Raw genomic sequence first — 20876 nt, 5'->3', positions numbered from 1 at the left:
AGCCTCCGCGCCACCGAAGGCCGGCGGGGGCGGGGGATCTCCTCCGTCAGGCGGAACTCGAAACGGCGGGTCACCCCGCACCGACCGCACGCACCCTCGTACGCCGCGCCCAGGACGTCACCGTGCAGCTCCAGCCGGTGTCGACGATCGAAGCAGCCCGTCCCGCACGCACAGCGACGCAGGTCCATGTACAGATGTGATTCGGCCGACGAGCGTGCTGTCAACGTGGCATGACCCTGGGCGCTGTTGGGCTCATTCGTCGGCGCTGGTCACTACTGCGGTTCTTCTTCGAGATCGGTGTCTCGCACACCCCTCTGTGGCCCGACGGCATCGAGGGCCGGTACGGCCCCTACGAGCAGAGCTGCCGATCAGCCCGGCCGCCCGGGCCGGAACTGACGTGGCTGTGCGAGTGGTTCGCGTCCTCCATCGACCGGAAGTATCCACAGGGCTCGTGAATGAGTGACGACTGGATCGTCCTCGATGAGTGCCTAACGCAATGACGTCGTGCCAGGCGCGGCGTGCCCGGAGGTTCGTGCGAACCTCCGGGCCCTTCCGCGTACTCGGGATGGTCAGTCCGATGACGTCTGCCGCCCCTTGGGCCGCCACACCACCAACGCGCTGCTCTGCTGCATCTCCTGATACGGCACCAGGTCGCGCCGGTAGGAGGCATGGACCGCCGCCTCGCGCTGGCGCATGGTCGCGGCGGCGCCGTCGAGGGCGGCCTCCATCTCGGCCACCCTCGACTGGAGGGCCGCGACCTGGTTCTCCAGCTCGATGATGCGCTTGATGCCGGCCAGGTTGATGCCCTCGTCCTGCGACAACTGCTGGACCGTGCGCAGCAGTTCGATGTCGCGGGCCGAGTAGCGACGGCCGCGCCCGGCGGTGCGGTCCGGGGAGACCAGGCCGAGACGGTCGTACTGGCGCAGGGTCTGCGGGTGCAGACCGGAGAGCTGGGCGGCCACCGAGATGACGTACACCGGTGTCTCCTCCGTCAGCTCGTACGCCCTACCCAACGGATTCTGCCTACGGCGGCCGTCCATCACATTCATGCTCCCTTCGCGGCCTGGAACAGCTCCGCCCGCGGGTCCTCGCCCGCGGTCGCCTCGCGATACGCCTCCAGGGCGTCACGAGCCTTCCCCGACAGGTCCTTCGGAACACTCACCTCGACGGTGATCAGCAGGTCCCCGCGGGTGCCGTCCTTGCGGAAGGCGCCCTTGCCCCGGGCCCGCATCGTACGGCCGTTGGGGGTGCCCGGAGGCAGTTTCAGGGTGACCGGCGGTCCGCCCAGGGTCGGGACCCGGACCTCGCCGCCCAGGGCCGCCTCCGGATACGTCACCGGGACGGTCACCGTGAGGTTGTCGTCCTTGCGGCCGAACACCGGGTGCGGGTCGACGTGCACGACGACGTACAAGTCGCCTGCCGGGCCGCCCCGTTCACCGGGGGCGCCCTTGCCGCGCAGCCGGATCCGCTGGCCGTCGGAGACGCCCGCCGGGATCCGGACCTGCATGGTGCGGGACGACTTGGCGCGGCCCGATCCCTTGCAGATGTCGCAGGGGTCCTCGGCGATCAGGCCCCGGCCCTTGCAGTCGGGGCAGGGGTCGGTCAGGGAGAAGCCGCCGCCGGAGCCCCGCGCGACCTGGCCGGTGCCGACGCACGTCGGGCACACGCGGGGCGTGCCGTTGGCGTCGCCGGTGCCCGAACAGGCCTTGCAGGGCGACTGCGAGGACATCCGGAGCGGGACGGTCGCGCCCTCGATGGCCTCGGTGAAGCTCAGCGTGACCTCGGACTCGATGTCCTGGCCGCGCCGGGGCTGCACCCGCGTGGTGCCGGAGCTGCCCCGGTTGAAGAGGCCGCCGAAGACATCGCCGATGCCCCCGCCGAAGCCGCCCGCCTGCCCCCCGCCCTGGGCGCCGCCTCCGAAGAGGTCGCCCAGGTCGAAGTTGAACGAGCCGCCGCCGGCGCCCGGCCCCGGGCGGAAGGCGCCGTTGCCGAAGAGGGCGCGGGCCTCGTCGTACTCCTTGCGCTTCTTGGGGTCACCGAGGATGTCGTTGGCCTCGGAGATCTCCTTGAAGCGCTCCTCGGCCTTGACGTTCCCCTTGTTGGCGTCCGGGTGGAACTCGCGGGCGAGTTTGCGGTACGCCTTCTTGATCTCGGCCTCGGTGGCGTCCTTGGGGACGCCGAGGACCTTGTAGTAGTCCTTCTCGATGAAGTCCTTGGTACTCATCCGCGACGTCCCTCCTTCCGCTCAGCCTGCATGCCGCCTGCGTCAGCCCTCGTCCGGGCCACCGCTCTCCTTGTCGTCGGCACCGGAGGCATCGGAGGCGCCCTCGGACTCCTCGGCCTTGGCGGACTGCGCACCGGGCTGCGGTTCGGCCACGGCCACCCGCGCGGGGCGGATGGTGCGCTCGCCGATGCGATACCCCGGCTGGAGAATCGCCACGCACGTCGTCTCGGTGACGTCGGGCGCGTAACTGTGCATCAGGGCCTCGTGGATCGTCGGGTCGAAGGGCTCACCCTCCTTGCCGAACTGCTGCAGGCCCATCTTCGCCGCGACCGTCTCCAGCGACTCGGCGACGGACTTGAAGCCGCCGACGAGTTCGCCGTGCTCCCGCGCGCGGCCGATGTCGTCGAGCACGGGCAGGAGTTCGGTCAGGAGGTTCGCCACGGCGATCTCCTTGACCGTGATCCGGTCGCGCTCGACCCGTCGGCGGTAGTTCTGGTACTCGGCCTGGAGACGCTGGAGGTCCGCGGTGCGCTCACCGAGCGCCGTACGCACCTGGTCCAGCTGTGCCGTCAGACCGGCCACCTGGGCCGTCGCCGCCGCGTCCCCGGCCGGGGCCGCCCCCTCCTGGGGGGCGGCCTTCGGCTCGGCGTCGTCAGAGCCGGAGGGGACATCAGGCTGCTGCGGCTGAGCCGACTGCGGCTGCTGCTCGTCGAAGCCCGGGGTCTCCTCCGTCACGCGGCACCGTCCTTGCGCTCACGGTCCTCGTCGACGATCTCGGCGTCCACGACATCGTCGTCGGCCTTGGCGTCACCGGCGCCGGCGCCGGCCTCGCCGCCCGCGGCCTGCGCGGCCTGGGCGTCGGCGTACAGGGCCTGGCCGAGCTTCTGCGAGACGGCGGCGACCTTCTCGGTGGCCGTGCGGATCTCGGCGGTGTCCTCACCCTTGAGGACTTCCTTCAGCTCGGCGACGGCGGCCTCGACCTCGGTCTTGATGTCGCCGGGGACCTTGTCCTCGTTGTCCTTGAGGAACTTCTCGGTCTGGTAGACGAGCTGCTCGCCCTGGTTGCGGCTCTCGGCGGCCTCGCGGCGGGCGTGGTCCTCCTCCGCGTACTTCTCGGCCTCCTGGCGCATCCGGTCGACCTCGTCCTTCGGCAGCGAGGAGCCGCCGGTGACGGTCATCTTCTGCTCCTTGCCCGTGCCCAGGTCCTTCGCGGTCACGTGCATGATGCCGTTGGCGTCGATGTCGAAGGCGACCTCGATCTGCGGGACACCGCGCGGGGCGGGCGGCAGACCGGTCAGCTCGAACATCCCGAGCTTCTTGTTGTACGCCGCGATCTCGCGCTCGCCCTGGTAGACCTGGATCTGCACGGACGGCTGGTTGTCCTCGGCGGTGGTGAAGATCTCGGACCGCTTGGTCGGGATCGTCGTGTTCCGCTCGATGAGCTTGGTCATGATGCCGCCCTTGGTCTCGATACCGAGGGACAGCGGGGTGACGTCGAGGAGCAGGACGTCCTTGACCTCGCCCTTGAGGACACCGGCCTGGAGGGCGGCGCCGATGGCGACGACCTCGTCCGGGTTCACACCCTTGTTGGCCTCGTTGCCGCCGGTCAGTTCCTTGACCAGCTCGGCGACGGCGGGCATACGGGTGGAGCCGCCGACGAGAACGACGTGGTCGATCTCGGACAGGGCGATCCCGGCGTCCTTGATGACGTTGTGGAACGGCGTCTTGCAGCGCTCCAGCAGGTCGGCCGTCAGCTGCTGGAACTGGGCCCGGGTGAGCTTCTCGTCCAGGTGCAGCGGGCCCTCGGCGGAGGCGGTGATGTAGGGCAGGTTGATCGAGGTCTCCGTGGAGGAGGACAGCTCGATCTTCGCCTTCTCGGCGGCCTCGCGCAGACGCTGCAGGGCCATCTTGTCCTTGGCGAGGTCCACGCCGTGGCCGGCGCGGAACTGCTGCACCAGGTAGTCGACGACGCGCTGGTCCCAGTCGTCACCACCGAGGTGGTTGTCACCGTTGGTGGCCTTCACCTCGACGACGCCGTCACCGATCTCCAGGAGCGACACGTCGAAGGTGCCGCCGCCGAGGTCGAAGACGAGGATCGTCTGGTCGTCCTTGTCGAGGCCGTAGGCGAGGGCGGCGGCGGTCGGCTCGTTGACGATACGGAGCACGTTCAGCCCCGCGATCTCACCGGCCTCCTTCGTCGCCTGGCGCTCGGAGTCGTTGAAGTACGCCGGGACGGTGATGACCGCGTCCGCGACCTTCTCGCCCAGGTACGCCTCGGCGTCGCGCTTCAGCTTCTGCAGGATGAAGGCGCTCATCTGCTGCGGGTTGAAGTGCTTCCCGTCGAGCTCGATCTTCCAGTCCGTGCCCATGTGACGCTTGACGGACCGGATCGTCCGGTCCACGTTCGTGACCGCCTGGCGCTTGGCGACCTCGCCGACGAGCACCTCACCGTTCTTGGCGAAGGCGACGACGGACGGCGTGGTCCTGGCGCCCTCTGCGTTGGTGATGACGGTGGGCTCGCCGCCTTCAAGAACGCTGACGACGGAGTTAGTCGTGCCCAGGTCGATGCCGACCGCACGTGCCATTTCGATTCCTCCAACAATGACTTGAGTGGAACAGGCTCAAGTGTGCACGACGCCTCCCGATGGGTCAACAGACCTGAGCCGAGGGGGCTCAACTCTTATGTTTTCCTTATACGCATGCGGGCGCTGACCTGCGCTTATGAGGAGAGGAGGGGCGGGGGCATGAGGGTGACGGGGGCTGGATGGGGGCGCGTGGAGGGTTCCCCCGACCCCCGGCCCCCGGTTCCCCGGACCTCCGATCCCCCTACCCCACCCGCCCCCGCCGCCCCAGCTCGGCCGCCTCCTGCCGGCCGAGGCGGGTCGGCCGGGAGGAGGGGCCGGGGGCGCGGCCCCCCGGAATGGAGCGAGGGGCGGCGGGGTCGGGCACCCGGTGGACGCCCGTCGGAACCGCCCGGGCGCCCGGGGGCCGCGGACGGCGCGCGGCGGCACCGGCGGCGGCCGAAGCGACGGCACCCGCGGCGGCCGGAACAGACCCCGCACCGGACCCCGCACCGGACCGCGCACCGGACCGCGCGGCCCGCCCGGCGGCCACGGCGGTACGCGGCGGACCCACCGGCACGAAGAGCATCCCGAGGACGACCACCCCGGCCGCCCCCGCCACCCACCACGCGACCCCCGGCTCCGTCCACAGCATGTGGATGGCGAGCCCCATCCCGGCGGAGCCCCCCGCGGCGATCCCCAGCACGACCACCACCCCCGGCGGCGTGAGCCCGATCCGCCGCAGCCGGTGGGCGAGATGGTCGGGCCCGCCCCGCCACAGCTCCCGCCCCGCCCGCTTCCGCGACACGAGGACGAGGACGGCGTCGGCGGTGGCCACGGCCGTGAGGGCGAAGGGCGCCCCGACCCCCGCCCCGTACCCGACGGCGTACACATGCAGCACACCCCCCGCCAGCACGAAGCCCACGAAGAGCGCCCCGCAGGTGCCGAGCGCGACGCGCGCGGGCGGCCAGTTGTGCATCAGGAACCCCGTGAGCGCGGCCGCCACCACGCTGAACAGCGTCGCCAGACCGTCCATGACCTCCGCCGCCGCGCACCCGCTCAGCGCGAACGCGGTGACCGCCCCCACCACCCCGAGCACCCCGTCGGACCGCGCCATCCCCTTGAACCCGTGCACCACGAGAGTGATCCAGGCGATCCCCGACACCCCGCCCAGCACACCCAGGTCGCGGTACGGCACCACCAGCGCGGCGGCGACGACGACCCCCGCCGCCCCGACCACCGCCGGAAGGCGCCACACGTCACCGACCAGCCCGAGCAGCCCGAGCCCGGCCCCCGCGACGATCAGCCACCCGGCCTCGTCCCCCAGCGGAGCGACCCCGCTCCACTCCCCCACCCAGGCCACGGCCCCCACCCCGGCCATCACCGCGACACCGCCGAGCACCGGCACCCGCCGCCCGCGCCGCCGCTCCACGATCCCCAGCCGCAGCGCGGGCACACGGACGGCCGCCGAGAGCACGGCGGTCAGCAACAGGGCGGAGGCGGCAGCGAGGATTCCGTACAGCACGGATCCAAGTTAGGCGTGAATGTCACAATTTCTCATGAATAACACGATCGTTTTGAAACAGCGCGCCCGCACCGGCCCCCACGGCCGGCCCCCGCCCCGACACCGGCGCGTATCACCCCCGGCGCGACAGGCCCGCACTCAGGCAACCCTCAGCGACGCAGATCACCGCCCCCCTGGCTACAGTGCGGCAGGAGAACTGGGTAGTCTCAGACGGACTGCATAAGTTACCGCTTAGTAATGATCTCCAATGATCTCCGAGGAGCCGGGCAGGCACCCCGGAGAAAACCCTCGCAGGCCCGAGGAGCCCCCAATGCAACTCGCCGCGATCATCGTGTCGCTGGTCCTGACCGTGGTCGGCGTTGCGCTCATCGCCCGAGCCGTGGCGCAGATCTACCGGTTCGTGAAGCTCGGCCAGCCGGTGCCCGCGGGCAGCCGTACGGACGACCCGAAGGCGCGCACGATCACCCTGGTCAAGGAGTTCCTCGGCCACACCCGGATGAACCGGTGGGGGATCGTGGGCTTCGCCCACTGGTTCGTCGCGATCGGCTTCCTGACGCTGCCCCCGACCCTGGCGCAGGCGTACGGCCAGCTGTTCGAGGCCGACTGGACGCTGCCGGTGATCGGCGGCTTCCTGCCGTTCGAGATGTACATCGAGTTCATCGGTGTGATGACGATCCTCGGCATCCTGGTGCTGATCGCCGTCCGGCTGCTCAACCTGCCCTCCCGGGCCGGCCGCAAGTCGCGTTTCGCGGGCTCCAAGGCCTGGCAGGCGTACTTCGTCGAGTACGTCATCCTCACCATCGGCCTCGCGATCTACACCCTGCGCGGCCTCGAAGGCGCCATCCACCACGTGGACCACTACGAGGCCGGGTACTTCGCCTCGTACCCGCTGGTCCTGGCCTTCAAGGACCTCGACCCGAGCACCCTGCAGAACCTGATCTACCTCACAGCGATGATCAAGATCGGCACCTCGCTGATCTGGATGATCACGGTCTCGCTGAACACCAACATGGGTGTCGCCTGGCACCGCTTCCTCGGCTTCCCGAACATCTGGTTCAAGCGCAACGCCGACGGCGCCACCGCGCTCGGCGGTCTGCAGCCGATGACCTCCGGCGGCAAGCCGATCGACTTCACCGACCCCGGTGACGACGACGTCTTCGGTGTCTCCCAGGTCGAGCAGTTCTCCTGGAAGGGCATCCTCGACTTCTCCACCTGCACCGAGTGCGGCCGCTGCCAGTCGCAGTGCCCGGCCTGGAACACCGGCAAGCCGCTGTCCCCCAAGCTGCTGATCATGTCGCTGCGGGACCACGCGCACGCCAAGGCCCCCTACCTGCTCGCCGGTGGCGGCAAGAGCATGGAGGGCGAGGAGAAGGCGTCCGAGGAGCAGCTCAAGGACGTGCCCGCCGCCGCTCTCGCCGAGGCCGAGCGTCCGCTGATCGGGACCGTCGAGGAGAACGGCGTCATCGACCCGGACGTCCTGTGGTCCTGCACCACCTGCGGCGCCTGCGTCGAGCAGTGCCCGGTGGACATCGAGCACGTCGACCACATCGTCGACATGCGCCGCTACCAGGTGATGATCGAGAGCGCGTTCCCCTCCGAGGCGGGCACGATGCTCAAGAACCTGGAGAAGAAGGGCAACCCCTGGGGTCTGGCGAAGAAGCAGCGCCTGGAATGGCTCAAGGAGGTCGACTTCGAGGTCCCGGTCGTCGGCAAGGACATCGAGGACCTGACCGAGGTCGAGTACCTGTACTGGGTCGGCTGCGCCGGCGCCCTCGAAGACCGCGCGAAGAAGACCACCAAGGCCTTCGCCGAGCTGCTCCACATGGCGGGCGTCACGTTCGCCATCATGGGCGGCGACGAGAAGTGCACCGGCGACTCCGCCCGCCGCCTCGGCAACGAGCCCCTGTTCCAGGAACTCGGCATGGAGAACGTCGCCGCGCTGAACATGGCCTTCGGCGAGGACGACGAGGACGAGTCGACCAAGAAGCCCAAGTCCGCGAAGAAGATCGTCGCCACCTGCCCGCACTGCCTCAACACGCTCGGCAACGAGTACCCGCAGCTCGGCGGCGACTACGAGGTCATCCACCACACCCAGCTGCTCCAGCACCTGATCGACGAGGGCAAGCTGATCCCGGTGACCCCGGTCGAGGGCCTGATCACCTACCACGACCCCTGCTACCTGGGCCGCCACAACAAGATCTACACGCCCCCGCGCGAGATCATGTCCGCCGTCCCGGGCCTGCGCCAGCAGGAGATGCACCGCCACAAGGAACGCGGCTTCTGCTGCGGCGCCGGCGGCGCGCGGATGTGGATGGAGGAGCGGATCGGCAAGCGCATCAACAACGAGCGCGTCGACGAAGCCCTCTCCCTCAACCCCGACATCGTCTCCACCGCCTGCCCGTTCTGCCTCGTCATGCTGACCGACTCGGTCAACGGCAAGAAGAACGACGGCAAGGCCAAGGAGTCCATCACGGTCGTCGACGTCGCCCAGCTGCTGCTGGAGTCCGTCAAGACGCCCGTCCCGGACGAGGAGGAGCCCCCGGCGGGCACGACGGACACGGAGAGCGAGCCGGAGCCGCAGCCGGTGAAGTAGCCGTCCGCGCACGGCAGTCGCCCCGACGCCCCCGGTCCGCACGGACCGGGGGCGTCGCCGTGCCACGGCCCGCGCGGGCACGCACGGGCCGAGGACCCTGCGGCTCGGGGCCGGTACCGCTCACCCTTCCTCGGCCGCGAGCAGGTCCTCGACCTCCGGCGCCAGGTCGTCGTCGGACAGGGGGACCATGAGGAACGGCTCCTGGTCCGCCGAGTAACGGATGGCAATGGCGTCGGCCGGGTCCAGCCCCTTGATCTCGTACGCCTGGAACGCCGCCGGTTCGGCCGAGGGGTCGACCTCGCCGGGGGTGTCCCCACAGGGCACCGCACGGGCGATCCCGGCCTTGTCCCCCAGCTCGATCTTCGCGTCGCCCCGGCTGACGTAGCTCTCGTCCCCGTACTCCACGACGAGCACACACTTCCCCGCAGCCACCCCGCTGTCGCTGTCACCGCCGTCACCGCTGTCGGAGCCGTCGTCGTGGGTGCCGTCTTCGTGGGTGCCGGCGCCCTCGCCGCCCCGCCCCTCCTTCCCGAAGAGGCGCTCGGCCGCCTCCCGCACGCCTTCGTCCGCGGTCATGTGGATCACGACGCGCACCTCGGCCCCCGGGGACTCGCGGACCGCGATCGCGTCCTCGGTGTCGACGCCCTTGATGGCGTAGGCCGCGTAGTCGCCCAGGTCCCCCGGCTCCACCCGATCCTCCTCGCCACCGCCCTGGTCGTCGCAGACCGAGTCCCGTGCGGTGCCCACCTCGGCGCCGAGGGTGTAACCGACCCTGCCCGCGTCGACGTACTGCCGGTCGTCGTAGTCCACGGCGAACGCGCACGAGGACGAACTCGTGCCCCCGGTGTCCAGTGCCGCGCACCCGACGGCCAGGGGTGTCATCGCAAGGACGGTCAGGGCGATCCGTACACGGGTACCGCTCAGCATCATGTCTCCCACCGGTTCGACGGCTCGTCTGTCGTTGCCTCGCACCGCAGACGCACGAGCGCGGAAGAACGTTCGGACCGCCGACACGCCCAGCACCCCCCACCCCCGACGCACCCAACACCCCGGAATTCCCCCCGAGTTCACGTACAACCCCTCCACCCCTCCGACGGTCTCCTCTTCGCCGACGTCCTCCCCGACCGCCGACCGACTCCAGGCGTACGCGGGCGGAACAGGCACCCCATCGACGTGGACGCCCGCTGCCGGGCGTCCCGTATGCCGCAGGAGATCCCCGCATGCACCAGCACCTGCGACTCGCCCTCGCGACGGCCTCCGCGGCCGCGCTGACCGGCGGTCTGCTCACCTTCTCCGCCGCGACGGCCACGGCCGCCGACCCGGTCCACCACCCCGTGGCCGACTTCGACGGCGACGGGTACGGCGACATCGCGTACTCGGCCCCCGTCGCCACGGTGGACGGCAAGACCTACGCCGGCCAGATCGTCGCCCTGTACGGCTCGCCGAGCGGCGTGACGGGTGAGAACCGCACCACACTCAGCCAGAACACGCCCGGCATCCCCGGCAGCGCCGAGCAGGGCGACCGCTTCGGCGGGGTCAGCGCGTACGGCGACTTCGACGGCGACGGCTTCGACGACCTCGCCGTGTCCGCGAGCCTGGAGGACACCGGAGGCGTGCGGGACACCGGCACGGTCACGATCGTCTGGGGTTCACCGCGCGGCCTGTCCGGCGGTACGACGCTGGCGGACCCGGCGCCCTCCCGGCACGGCGGCTGGGGCAAGTCGCTGGCGGCGGGCGACTTCGACGGCGACGGCACGGAGGACCTCGCGGTCGGCACCGCGTCGAGCACGGTCCATGTGTTCGGGGACGGCATCGCCACGTCGGGCAAGCCCGGTTCGTACCGCACCTTCAAGGCGCCCATCAGGTCCGAGGAGTTCACAGGCGCGCTCGACCTCCACGCGGGCGACGCCAACGGCGACAGGCGGACCGATCTGATCGTCAGCGGCATCGAGACCGGCGGCGCGTGGCGCCACAACGTCAACTTCTACGTACCCGGCACGGCCACCGGCCTGTCCGTCGCCTCGGCCCGGAAGCTGAAGCCCGGCCTCGTCAGCGCCGTCGGCGACATCAACGGCGACGGGTTCGGCGACATCGTCACCGGCCAGCACTGGGATCCGATCGACGACCCCGACGTGCTCTCCGCGCCCGACTCCGTCACCGGCGGCAAGGTCAACATCACCTACGGCTCGGCCGCCGGCCCGGTCACGGCCACGTCCACCGCGGTGTCCCAGAACACGGGCCAGGTGCCCGGCACCTCCGAGCGCGAGGACAGCTTCGGCTTCGAAGTCTCGCTCGGCGACATCAACGGCGACGGCTTCCAGGACCTGGTGGTCGGCACCTTCGACGAGGACCTGAAGGGTGTCGTCGACGCCGGCGCGGTCACGGTCCTCTACGGCTCGGCCGCCGGCCTGGACACGGACTCCGGCATGCAGTACTTCACCCAGTCCACGGCCGGCGTCCCCGGCACGAACGAGAGGTACGACCACTTCGGCTCCGAGGTGAAGCTCACCGACCTCACCGGCGACGGCAGGGCGGACCTCACGGTCGGCAGGGCGGGTGAGAACTACGCCAACGGCTCGGTGGTCTACCTGCCCTCCGACGGCACGAGGATCACCACGACCGGCACGCGCTCCCTCGGCCCGTCCGCCGTGGGCGTGTCGACGCACGCCTCCCCGAACTTCAGCGCCGACGCGGCCAACTGACCCGTGCGCGGTCCTGACCTCTCCCGTCCCTCATATCTCTCCCGTCCCTCTCATCTCTCCTATCCCTCCCGTCCCTCCCGTCCCTCCCGTCGCAAAAATTTCTCGAACTCCCGTACAACCCTCCCGCCACCTCACCGGTCTCTTGTTCGCCAACTTCCCCGTGAAGCCCAGGTGAAATCCGGGCGAACACGGACAGACAGGCACCCCATTTGACGCGGGACGTCTGCCAGGCGTCCCGCATGCGGCAGGAGATTCCCGCATGCGCAAGCATTTGCGACTCGCCCTCGCGACGGCCTCCGCGGTCGCGCTGACCGGCGGTCTGCTCACCTTCTCGGCCGCGTCGGCGACGGCGGCCGACTCGGTCCACCACCCCGTGGCCGACTTCAACGGCGACGGCTTCGGCGACGTCGCGTACTCGGCGGGGGGAGCCACCGTGGGCGGCAAGAAGTCCGCCGGACAGGTCGTCGCCCTGTACGGATCCGCGAGCGGCGTGACGGCGGCCAAGCGCACGGCCATCAGCCAGAACACCACCGGCGTGCCCGGTGACGCCGAGACGGGCGACTGGTTCGGCTGGTCCAGCGCGTACGGCGACTTCAACGGCGACGGCTTCGACGACCTCGCGGTGGGCGCGCCGACCGAGGACGTGTCCGGCGACACCGACGGCGGCACCGTCCTCATCGCGTGGGGCTCGGCCAAGGGCCTCTCCGGCGCCACCACCGTCAAGGACCTGGCGCCCTCGTCCCACGACCAGTGGGGCAAGTCGCTGGCCGCCGGCGACTTCGACGGCGACGGCACCGAGGACCTGGCGATCGGCAACTCGTCGAACCTCGTGTACGTCATCGGCGACGGCATCACCAAGTCCGGGTCGTTCGGCGACCAGTACGGCATCAAGCTGGACCTGCGCACCGGCAACGGGGGCTCGATCATGCTCACCGCCGGCGACACCAACGGCGACAAGCGGACCGACCTGGTCGTCGACGGCTTCGAGACCGACGGCGACTACGGCTACAACACCAACTGGTACGTGCCCGGCGCGGCCGACGGCCTGGGCTCGGACGGCGGTGTGCGGGAGCTGAAGCGCGGTGTCATCACCGGCATCGGCGACGTCAACGGCGACGGCTTCGGCGACGTGGTCACCGGTCAGGACTGGGACCCGTCCAAGGACGGCAGCGAGCCCAGCGTGCCCGGATCGTCCACCGGCGGCAAGGTCCACATCATCTACGGCTCCGCCGACGGCCCGGCCACCACGGTCGCGGTGACGCAGAACAGCGGCAACGTGCCCGGCTCCTCCGAGCGCGGCGACTACTTCGGCAGCGAGCTGTCCCTCGGCGACATCAACGGCGACGGCAAGAGCGACCTGGTCGTCGGCGCACCCGGCGAGAACCTCGGCGGTGTCGTCAACGCCGGTGCGGTGACCGTCCTGTACGGCTCGGCCTCCGGCGTGAACACCACCTCCGGCTACCAGTACTTCGCCCAGTCCACGGCCGGCGTCCCCGGCTCGGACGAGAAGGACGACCAGCTCGGCGGCGAGGTCAAGCTCACCGACGTCACCGGTGACGGCAAGGCGGACCTCACGATCGGCGCGTACGGCGAGAACGACTTCAACGGCTCGGTGCTCTACCTGCCCTCCGACGGCACGAAGATCACCACCACCGGTTCCCGCTCCCTCGCCCCGTCCGCGGTCGGCGTCTCCACCTCCGGCCAGCCGTTCTTCGGCGCGAACGCGGCCAACTGACGTACGGGACATCCGAGTCGGGCCCGCATCCGGCAAGGGGGCGGGCCCGCTCGCGAAGGGCGGGTCCGCACCCCCGGGAGTCGCCCCGCCCTCCCGTGCAACCATCCCGCCCCTTCACCGGTCTCCTGCTCGCACACCCCTACGCCGGCAGTGGGGCGCGCCGCGCCCGCCACGCGCCCTCCTCCCTCCTGGAGTCCCCTTGCGCACTCGCCCCTTCCTCCTGGCCGCGGGCCTGCTCGCCTCCGGTCTGACACCGCTCGCCCTGGCCACGCCCGCCGGCGCGGCGGTCGCCAGGTACGCGGACGACTACAACGGCGACGGCTACCACGACCTCGCGGTGGGCGCGCCGGGCACCGATGTCGGCAGCGCCTCGTCGGCCGGCGCGGTGGTCGTGCTCTACGGCTCCAGGTCGGGCGTCTCGGCCGCGAACCGGAGCGTGATCACGCAGAACACGAGCGGGGTCGCCGGTACGGCCGAGCGGCAGGACTCCTTCGGCGCCAGCCTGGCCTCGGCCGACTTCGACAAGGACGGCTACGCGGACCTCGCCGTCGGCGCGACCGGCGAGGGCGTCGGCGTCGACACGTACGTGGGCCAGGTCACCATCCTGTGGGGCGGCAAGAAGGGCCTGTCGGGCGGCACCGCGCTGCCGCAGCCGTCCGACATCGCCGCCGAGCAGGGGTACGGCCACGGCCTCGCGGCGGCCGACTTCAACGGTGACGGCTCACCCGACCTCACCGTCACCGGCCTGTGGCAGACTCGGATCTACAACGGCCCGTTCAAGAAGACCACCGGCGCCGCGGCGAGCGCGAGCTACGTCAGAACCGTCGGCTCCACGGACGAGGTCGGCGCGGGCGACCTCACCGGCGACAGGGCCGCCGAGCGCGTCTACACGTACGCGACGACCTCCGACCCCGGCGGCCAGGTCAGGTACCACACGTACAAGGGCGGCAGGACCAGCGTGGTCGACATGCCGAAGGCCGAGGGCAACGGCCGCGTCACCGTCGGCGACATCAACGGCGACGGCTACGGCGACCTCGTCCTCGCCGACCCCGGAGAGCCGTCGCTCCAGGACGGCGCGGGCCACCCGGGCGGCCAGGTGGAGATCTGGTACGGCGGCAAGGGCGGTCCCGACCTCACCCAGACCCCGACGGTCATCAACCAGGACACCCCCGGCGTCCCGGGCACGGGCGAGGAGTCCGACTTCTTCGGCGGCTCGCTCTCCGTCGGCGACATCAACGGCGACAGGTACGCCGACCTCGCGGTCGGCGCGCAGTACGAGGGCGTGAACGGCAAGCGGTACGCCGGCAGCGTCACCGTCCTGTACGGCTCGGCCACCGGTCTGACCACCAAGGGCGCCAAGGCCTACCACCAGGACACCGCGGGCGTCCCCGGCACCGCCGAGACCCAGGACGGCTTCGGCGGCGCCGTCCGCCTGATCGACCTCGACCGCAACGGCAGGGCCGAGCTGGTCGTCGCGGCGCCCGGCGAGAACACCAGGGGCGCGCTCCTCGTCCTCAAGGGCACGGCCTCCGGCCTGACCACGAAGGGCGCCAGGAGCATCACGGCGGCGAACGTCGGGCTCAAGGAGACCGCGTACAGCTTCGGCGCGCAGCTCGCCCAGTAGCCGCGCCCCTCCCCCTCCTTTCCCTTCCCCCTCCCCTCCTCCCACTTCGAAGGACATGCATGCGATTCCGTAGCGCCACGCTGGCCGCGACACTCGTGGCGGCCACCGTGACCCCGCTCGCCCTCTCGGCCGGCTCCGCCTCCGCCGCGCCCGCCCGTCACGCGGACGACTTCAACGGCGACGGTCACCGCGACTACGCGGCCTTCTCGTACGGCCCCGAGGGCGACAGCAAGGGCGGCGGCGTCCTGGTCACCTTCGGCACGGCGGCCGGCCGCCCCGGCACGAAGACCCAGTTCGTCGACCAGGCGAGCGCGGGCGTCCCCGGCGCCGACGAGTCGAACGACTTCTTCGGCGAGGTCCGCACGGCGGCGGACTTCAACAAGGACGGCTACGGCGACCTGGTGGTCGCCGCGAACGGCGAGAACGTCGGCACGCACAAGGACAACGGCACGGTCACCGTCCTGTGGGGCGGCAAGCAGGGCCTCTCCGGCGGCACGACCCTCCCGTTCAAGGGCCCGAAGGGCGTCTCCGGCGAGGCCCGCGACTTCGCCACCGGTGACTTCGACGGCGACGGCAACCAGGACCTGGCCCTCGTCCGCGACAGCAAGACGTACGTCTACCGGGGCGCGATCACCAAGTCGGGCGCGACGGGCTCGGTGACGGTCCTGGACAAGGACGGCTCCAGCTTCTACTCCACCGCCGTCGTCTCCGGCAAGGTCGACAAGGACGGCAAGACCGACCTGGTCGTCATCGGCGACGTCGTGTACCCGGAGTACATCGCCTCCGACGCCTGGTTCATCAAGGGCGGCAAGGCGAAGCTCTACCCGGGCAAGACCCTCCGCCTGGAGCGCGAGAACGGCAACGGCGGCCAGGCCGAACGCGGCGGCGACGGCGTCATCGCCGACTTCGACAAGGACGGCTACGGCGACATCGCCATCGGCACCTCGGTGTACGACGGGGGCAAGGGCCGCGTGTCGGTGTGGTACGGCTCCTCGTCCGGACCGGGCCGCAGCGCCCGCTTCACCCAGAACACCTCCGGTGTCGCGGGCACCGCGGAGCGGGGCGACTGGTTCGGCGCGTCGGTGTCCGCCGGCGACGTCGACGGCGACGGCCACGCCGATCTGGCGGTCGGCGCGGAGGGCGAGAAGATCGGCGCCCAGGCCTACGCGGGCGGCGTCCACGTCCTGCGCGGCGCCAAGTCCGGCCTCACCGGCACGGGTTCGCAGTGGTTCGCCCGCGACACCCCCGGTGTCCCCGGTGGCCTGGAGGACGAGTCCTTCGGCAGCACGGTCCGCCTCCGCGACACCGACGGCGACGGCAGGGCGGACCTGTACGTCACCGCGAACTACGGCTCGCTCCTGCTCCGGGGCTCGTCGAAGGGCATCACGACGTCGGGCGCGGAGTCGGCGAACGGCGACATCGTCTCGGGGATGCTGCAGTAGCGACGACGGCCGCCACCGCGTACCCGGTGGCGGCCACCGGACCGTGTACCCGGTGGCGGCCACCGGACCGTGTACCCGGTGGCGGCCACCGGACCGCGCGCGAAAGCCCACGCCCGCGCGATAATGGCTCATATGGCAGGAAACCCCCACAGAACCCCGTAGACCTCCTGCAGAACCCCGTAGCAGCGGAAAGCCGGCGATCCCCATGGCCGAACATCCGAACGCAAGCCTCGTCCGCAAGGGCTACGACGCCTTCACCCGCGGCGACATGGACACCCTCCGCGGCCTGATGGCCTCGGACTGCACGCACCACGTCCCCGGCAGCCACCCCTTGTCGGGCGACTACAAGGGCCAGGACTCCATCATCGCCCTGTACCAGCGGCTCTTCGAGGAGACCGCCGGAACCTTCGGCGTCACCCTGAGCCATGTCTGCGTGGACGGCCGCGGCCACGCCGTCTCCGTGCACCGCTACACCGCCGAGCGCGGCGGCAGGCGGATCGAGCAGAACGGCTGCCTCGTCTTCCGCATCGTCGGGGACAAGATGACCGACATCGACGAGTGCCAGGAGGACCTGGACAAGGAGAGCGAGTTCTGGTCCTAGCCGCGTGGGGCGAGACTCTTCCGGCCCCGCCCGCACAACCCCGCACGGCCTCCAGGTGTCACACAGGTGAACCAGCCACACCCTCGACATCCGGCCATTCACCTGGAGCCACCCGTGCACAGACGGACGCACCGACGGACGTACGCCCTGGCCGCCGCCACCGTGGCGACCACCACCGCCACCACGGCCGCCCTCGCCCTGACACTCGCCACGGGCGCCATCGCGGCCCCGCGCACCGAGCCCGCCCCCACGCCCACCGCCGCGACCAGCGACTTCAACGGCGACGGCTACGCGGACCTGGCCGTCGGCATGCCCGACGCGACCGTGAACGGCAAGGCGAAGGCCGGCTATGTGAACCTCGTCTGGGGCGGCGCGAAGGGCCTCGGCGGGTACGGGAGCATCCGGGTCAGCCAGGCCACCCCCGAGGTCCCCGGCTCCCCGGAGAAGGGCGACCGCTTCGGCGCGTCCGTCCTGCTGCGGGACCTGAGCGGCGACGGCAGGGCGGAACTGATCATCGGGGCGCCCGGCGAGGACATCGACGGGCGGGGCACCGACGCCGGCGCGATCACCGTCGTCGGGGGCGCGAAGAAGGGCACGGGCCCGGGTTCCACGGCCCTGACCGGCCCGTCGGCGAAGTCCGAGTACGGCTTGTCGGTGGCGGCGACCGACCTCACCGGTGACCACCAGAGGGACATCGTGGTCGGCGGCCGGGGCACGGTGGCGATGCGCGCGGTCGTCGACGACGGCGAGGACCTCGTCATCACCACCGTCCTCACCACCCCGATGGGCGGCCGCGCCCCGATCCTCGCCACCGGCGACTTCACCGCCGACGGCATCGACGACCTGGCCCTCGCCTACCACACGGTCGACGCCCCCTCCACGCAGTCGCACGTCCGGCTGTGGGCGTGGGACGAGGCCGAGCGGCGCATGGCCAACACCTGGAACTCCGACAACGCCGCCGCCTCCGCTCTCGCCGCCGGCGACTTCGACGGCGACGGTCTGGACGACCTGGCCCTCGGCGAGTGCCGTGAGATCGCCGACGAGAACATCGACGATCCGTGCGGCCCGGAGTCGTACGCCAAGGGCGGCGGCATCCACATCGAGTACGGCGACAAGAACTCCTTCGGGTACCGCTCCCAGACCCTCAACCAGGACACCGTCGGCGTGTACGGCGTCGCCGAGACCGGCGACCGCTTCGGCGCCGCCCTCGCCGTACTGGACTGGAACCGCGACGGCCGCGACGATCTGATCGCGGGCGCCCCCGGCGAGGCCATCGGCACCCGCAAGGCGGCCGGTGCCGCCACGCTGCTGCTGGGCCACAAGGGCGGCATCGTCGACGCCTTCGGCGAGGCGACCTCCGTCCCGTACCACCAGAACCGCCCCCACGTCCCCGGCGTGGCGGAGACGAACGACGCCTTCGGCACGGCCGTCGCCACCGGCGACTACGACAAGGACGGCGTCCCCGACATGGCCGTCGGCTCCCCGGGCGAGAACGCGAACTCCGGCGGCGTCTGGGTCTTCCCGAAGATGTCCGTGACGAACTCCCGCGCCCTCACCCCGAACAACCTCGGCCTCCCGTCCCCGACTTCGGCCCTGTCGTACGGCAGGTTCTTGAGCAGCCACTGACGCGCCGGCGAGCGATCACGCGGACCGGCGCCGACCTGCCGGGACAGGCCTGCGGGGCGCCCGGTTCTCGCGTCCCTCCCACGTCCCTGACGCGCCCCTGACGACCCCTTAGGGGATGTCACAGCTCGGCCGCAAAGCCGGGCCGGTTGGCCCCGGCCCGGCACGCGGCCGCCCGGGACCAGGTACGTTCGATGACGTGGCTGGATTCAGGATCGGACGCGGCCGGGACAACGGCGCTCCTCAAGCGCGACCGCACAACCCTCCGTACGGACAGCAGGCCCCGCAGGCCGGCGGCCCGTCGTACGGCTACCCCCAGACGCCCCCGGGCCCGCCGTACGGCGGCGGCCGGAGCGGCGGCCAGGGCGGCTGGCCGCAGACACACGGCGGCGGGCAGCCCGGCAACCACGGGCCACGCGGGAACCACGGGGGCCCCGGGGGCCACGGCGAGCCGGAGTACTTCGGCGACGGCGGGCACCCCCAGGGCGGCGCGGACCCGTACGCGGCCAACAACGCGGGTCACACGCAGATGTTCGCCGTCGGCGAGGACCCGTACCAGCAGGGCGACACCTACCGGGCGGGCAACGCCCCGGCGGCCCCGCTCGGCCCCCGTCTGCCGTGGAAGGGCCTCCTCAAGGGCATCGTCACCAGCCCGAACCAGACGTTCCTGGTGATGCGCGACTACGCGGTGTGGGGCCCCGCCCTGATCGTGACGTTCCTGTACGGCCTGCTGGCCGTCTTCGGCTTCGACGGCGCCCGCGAGGACGCGATCAACGCGACGCTGTCGAACGCCGTCCCGATCGTCCTCGTCACGGCCGTGACGATGGTGCTCAGCACCTTCATCCTGGGCGTGGTCACCCACACCCTGGCCCGACAGCTCGGCGGCGACGGCGCCTGGCAGCCCACGGTCGGCCTCTCGATGCTGATCATGGCCCTGACGGACGCGCCCCGCCTGGTCGTCGCCATGTTCGCGGGCGGCGACGCCTCCTTCGTCCAGATCCTCGGCTGGATCACCTGGGTCGCGGCCGGCGCCCTCCTGACCCTGATGGTCTCCAAGTCCCACGACCTCCCCTGGCCGAAGGCCCTGGGCGCCTCGGCGATCCAGCTGGTGGCGATCCTGTCGCTGATCAAGCTGGGTACGTTCTAGGCGGTACGTCTCCGTAGGGCGGGGCCCCGGCGCAGTCAGCGCGCCGGGGCCCCGCCCTATGTCCGTGCGCGGGCGCACTCCTGCACAAACGGACGAACCGTGCACATAAACCGCACAATCACACCATCAATTCACATACCGTCCGATAACGTCATCGCGTCCTGATCCTGCACCACGAAGACCTCCACAGGAGTGCGCGTGAAAGCTCGCATTGGCGTCCGCCGGGGAACGATCCTCCTGGCCACACTGCTCGTCGCCATGTCCGCCGCGGTCCTCCCCGGGACCGCCTCCGCCAGCGGGAACGGAAACGGGGACGAGGGCGGGGACGGCGGTGGCCACCAGGGCCGCTCGGACCACTGGGGTGTGATCACCCGCAACACGATCGGCTCCCCCGTCGCCGAGCTGCGCAACGGCCCGTTCGGCTCCTTCGGCGTGCTGGGCCCGGAGGGGAGACCGCCGTACGGCCGGGGCAGCCTGGGCATCGAGGTGTCGGGCAGCACCACCACCGTGCCCGCCCCCAACGAGAAGGTCGACTTCGGCAATGAGGTCGACTTCTTCAGCAGGCCGGTGTCGGGCCTGAAGGAGGTCGGCTTCCACGTGTTCCAGACGGGCGAGAACGTCACCTACGGCGGCCCGACGAACATGCCGAACATCAGGTTCGAGATCGACCCGAACCTGGCCGCCCCGAACGCCGGCGTCAACTACTCCACGCTCGTGTGGGTACCGGCCGCCGCCCCGGTGACCAACCGCTGGACCGACTATCTCGACGCCACCGAGACGGGCACCTGGTTCCTCACGGGCGCCGCGGGCGGCCTGACCAACTGCGAGCAGTCGGACCTGTGCACCTTCGACACGGTCATGGCCGCCCTCCAGGACGGCGGCGACCCGGCGAGCCTCTACAGCGCCGCGGTCGGCAAGGGCCGCGACTACATGTGGATCGGCGCCGTCGACGGCCTCCGCATCAACGAGACCGTCTACGACTTCGAACCCTGGGGCGTCCGCACCCACCCGGCCCCCTGACCCCCGGCCCACCCGGGCGGCGCAGGCAGGCCGACGCGAACGCGCCGCCACGCCCCGCCGCCCGGAGCGGTCACCGACG

16 protein-coding genes are annotated in these 20876 nt (G+C 71.1%); 10 read left to right on the top strand and 6 right to left on the bottom strand.

Going from position 1 to position 20876, the window contains the following annotated elements; translation table 11 throughout:
- The first annotated feature begins 230 nt into the window (after window positions 1-230).
- The gene (locus tag H4687_RS24715; protein ID WP_050398809.1) at window positions 231-455 is read left to right on the top strand and encodes a hypothetical protein; all 225 of its coding nucleotides are present in this window, start codon (window positions 231-233) and stop codon (window positions 453-455) included.
- 114 nt (window positions 456-569) lie between these two features.
- On the opposite strand, the gene H4687_RS24710 is transcribed toward H4687_RS24715, so the two are convergent.
- From H4687_RS24710 to H4687_RS24690, 5 genes are all read right to left on the bottom strand, one after another.
- Window positions 570-1040, bottom strand: a complete 471-nt coding sequence (locus tag H4687_RS24710) for a heat shock protein transcriptional repressor HspR (protein ID WP_046919836.1) — start codon at window positions 1038-1040, stop codon at window positions 570-572.
- Between the two features lie 5 nt (window positions 1041-1045).
- Window positions 1046-2224: a molecular chaperone DnaJ gene (gene dnaJ / locus H4687_RS24705; protein WP_050398810.1), complete on the bottom strand. Its 1179-nt coding sequence runs from the start codon at window positions 2222-2224 to the stop codon at window positions 1046-1048.
- Between the two features lie 42 nt (window positions 2225-2266).
- Window positions 2267-2959, bottom strand: a complete 693-nt coding sequence (gene grpE, locus H4687_RS24700; RefSeq protein ID WP_046920093.1) for a nucleotide exchange factor GrpE — start codon at window positions 2957-2959, stop codon at window positions 2267-2269.
- A complete protein-coding gene (dnaK, locus tag H4687_RS24695) occupies window positions 2956-4809 on the bottom strand; it encodes a molecular chaperone DnaK (protein WP_005483619.1) in 1854 nt (617 codons plus the stop codon). The genes grpE and dnaK overlap by 4 nt, the downstream gene beginning before the upstream one ends.
- A gap of 241 nt (window positions 4810-5050) precedes the next feature.
- Window positions 5051-6310, bottom strand: coding sequence for an MraY family glycosyltransferase (locus tag H4687_RS24690; protein WP_192781714.1), 1260 nt, complete (start codon window positions 6308-6310; stop codon window positions 5051-5053).
- A gap of 310 nt (window positions 6311-6620) precedes the next feature.
- Between H4687_RS24690 and H4687_RS24685 the strand changes: the two genes are divergently transcribed.
- Window positions 6621-8903 carry a (Fe-S)-binding protein gene (locus tag H4687_RS24685; RefSeq protein ID WP_046919808.1) on the top strand — a complete coding sequence of 761 codons (2283 nt, stop codon included), beginning with the start codon at window positions 6621-6623 and terminating at the stop codon, window positions 8901-8903.
- A gap of 120 nt (window positions 8904-9023) precedes the next feature.
- Here the strand turns inward: H4687_RS24685 and H4687_RS24680 are convergent, their stop codons facing one another.
- Window positions 9024-9785 (bottom strand): DUF6281 family protein, encoded by a 762-nt coding sequence (locus tag H4687_RS24680; RefSeq protein ID WP_225966807.1) that lies wholly within the window; start codon window positions 9783-9785, stop codon window positions 9024-9026.
- 338 nt (window positions 9786-10123) lie between these two features.
- Between H4687_RS24680 and H4687_RS24675 the strand changes: the two genes are divergently transcribed.
- The 8 genes from H4687_RS24675 (at window position 10124) to H4687_RS24640 (ending at window position 20797) form a co-directional block, all read left to right on the top strand.
- The gene (locus H4687_RS24675; protein WP_050398811.1) at window positions 10124-11605 is read left to right on the top strand and encodes an FG-GAP and VCBS repeat-containing protein; all 1482 of its coding nucleotides are present in this window, start codon (window positions 10124-10126) and stop codon (window positions 11603-11605) included.
- A gap of 259 nt (window positions 11606-11864) precedes the next feature.
- The gene (locus tag H4687_RS24670) at window positions 11865-13340 is read left to right on the top strand and encodes an FG-GAP-like repeat-containing protein (protein WP_050398812.1); all 1476 of its coding nucleotides are present in this window, start codon (window positions 11865-11867) and stop codon (window positions 13338-13340) included.
- Window positions 13341-13539: 199 nt separating this feature from the next.
- On the top strand, window positions 13540-14964 hold the full coding sequence (locus H4687_RS24665) for an FG-GAP-like repeat-containing protein (RefSeq protein WP_050398814.1): 1425 nt from the start codon (window positions 13540-13542) through the stop codon (window positions 14962-14964).
- A 59-nt stretch (window positions 14965-15023) separates the two neighbouring features.
- Complete coding sequence (locus tag H4687_RS24660) at window positions 15024-16406, top strand: FG-GAP and VCBS repeat-containing protein (protein ID WP_050398815.1); 1383 nt, start codon at window positions 15024-15026, stop codon at window positions 16404-16406.
- Between the two features lie 205 nt (window positions 16407-16611).
- The gene (locus tag H4687_RS24655; RefSeq protein WP_046918922.1) at window positions 16612-17007 is read left to right on the top strand and encodes a nuclear transport factor 2 family protein; all 396 of its coding nucleotides are present in this window, start codon (window positions 16612-16614) and stop codon (window positions 17005-17007) included.
- Between the two features lie 114 nt (window positions 17008-17121).
- A complete protein-coding gene (locus tag H4687_RS24650) occupies window positions 17122-18633 on the top strand; it encodes an FG-GAP repeat protein (protein WP_046918923.1) in 1512 nt (503 codons plus the stop codon).
- A gap of 115 nt (window positions 18634-18748) precedes the next feature.
- Window positions 18749-19777, top strand: coding sequence for a Yip1 family protein (locus H4687_RS24645; RefSeq protein ID WP_097249700.1), 1029 nt, complete (start codon window positions 18749-18751; stop codon window positions 19775-19777).
- A 198-nt stretch (window positions 19778-19975) separates the two neighbouring features.
- The gene (locus tag H4687_RS24640; RefSeq protein ID WP_233443518.1) at window positions 19976-20797 is read left to right on the top strand and encodes a hypothetical protein; all 822 of its coding nucleotides are present in this window, start codon (window positions 19976-19978) and stop codon (window positions 20795-20797) included.
- Window positions 20798-20876: the final 79 nt, after the last annotated feature.

Origin of the sequence: Streptomyces stelliscabiei (assembly GCF_014873495.1) — a bacterium.
Lineage (GTDB): Bacteria > Actinomycetota > Actinomycetes > Streptomycetales > Streptomycetaceae > Streptomyces > Streptomyces bottropensis.
This window is presented reverse-complemented; position numbering and strand designations above follow the sequence as displayed.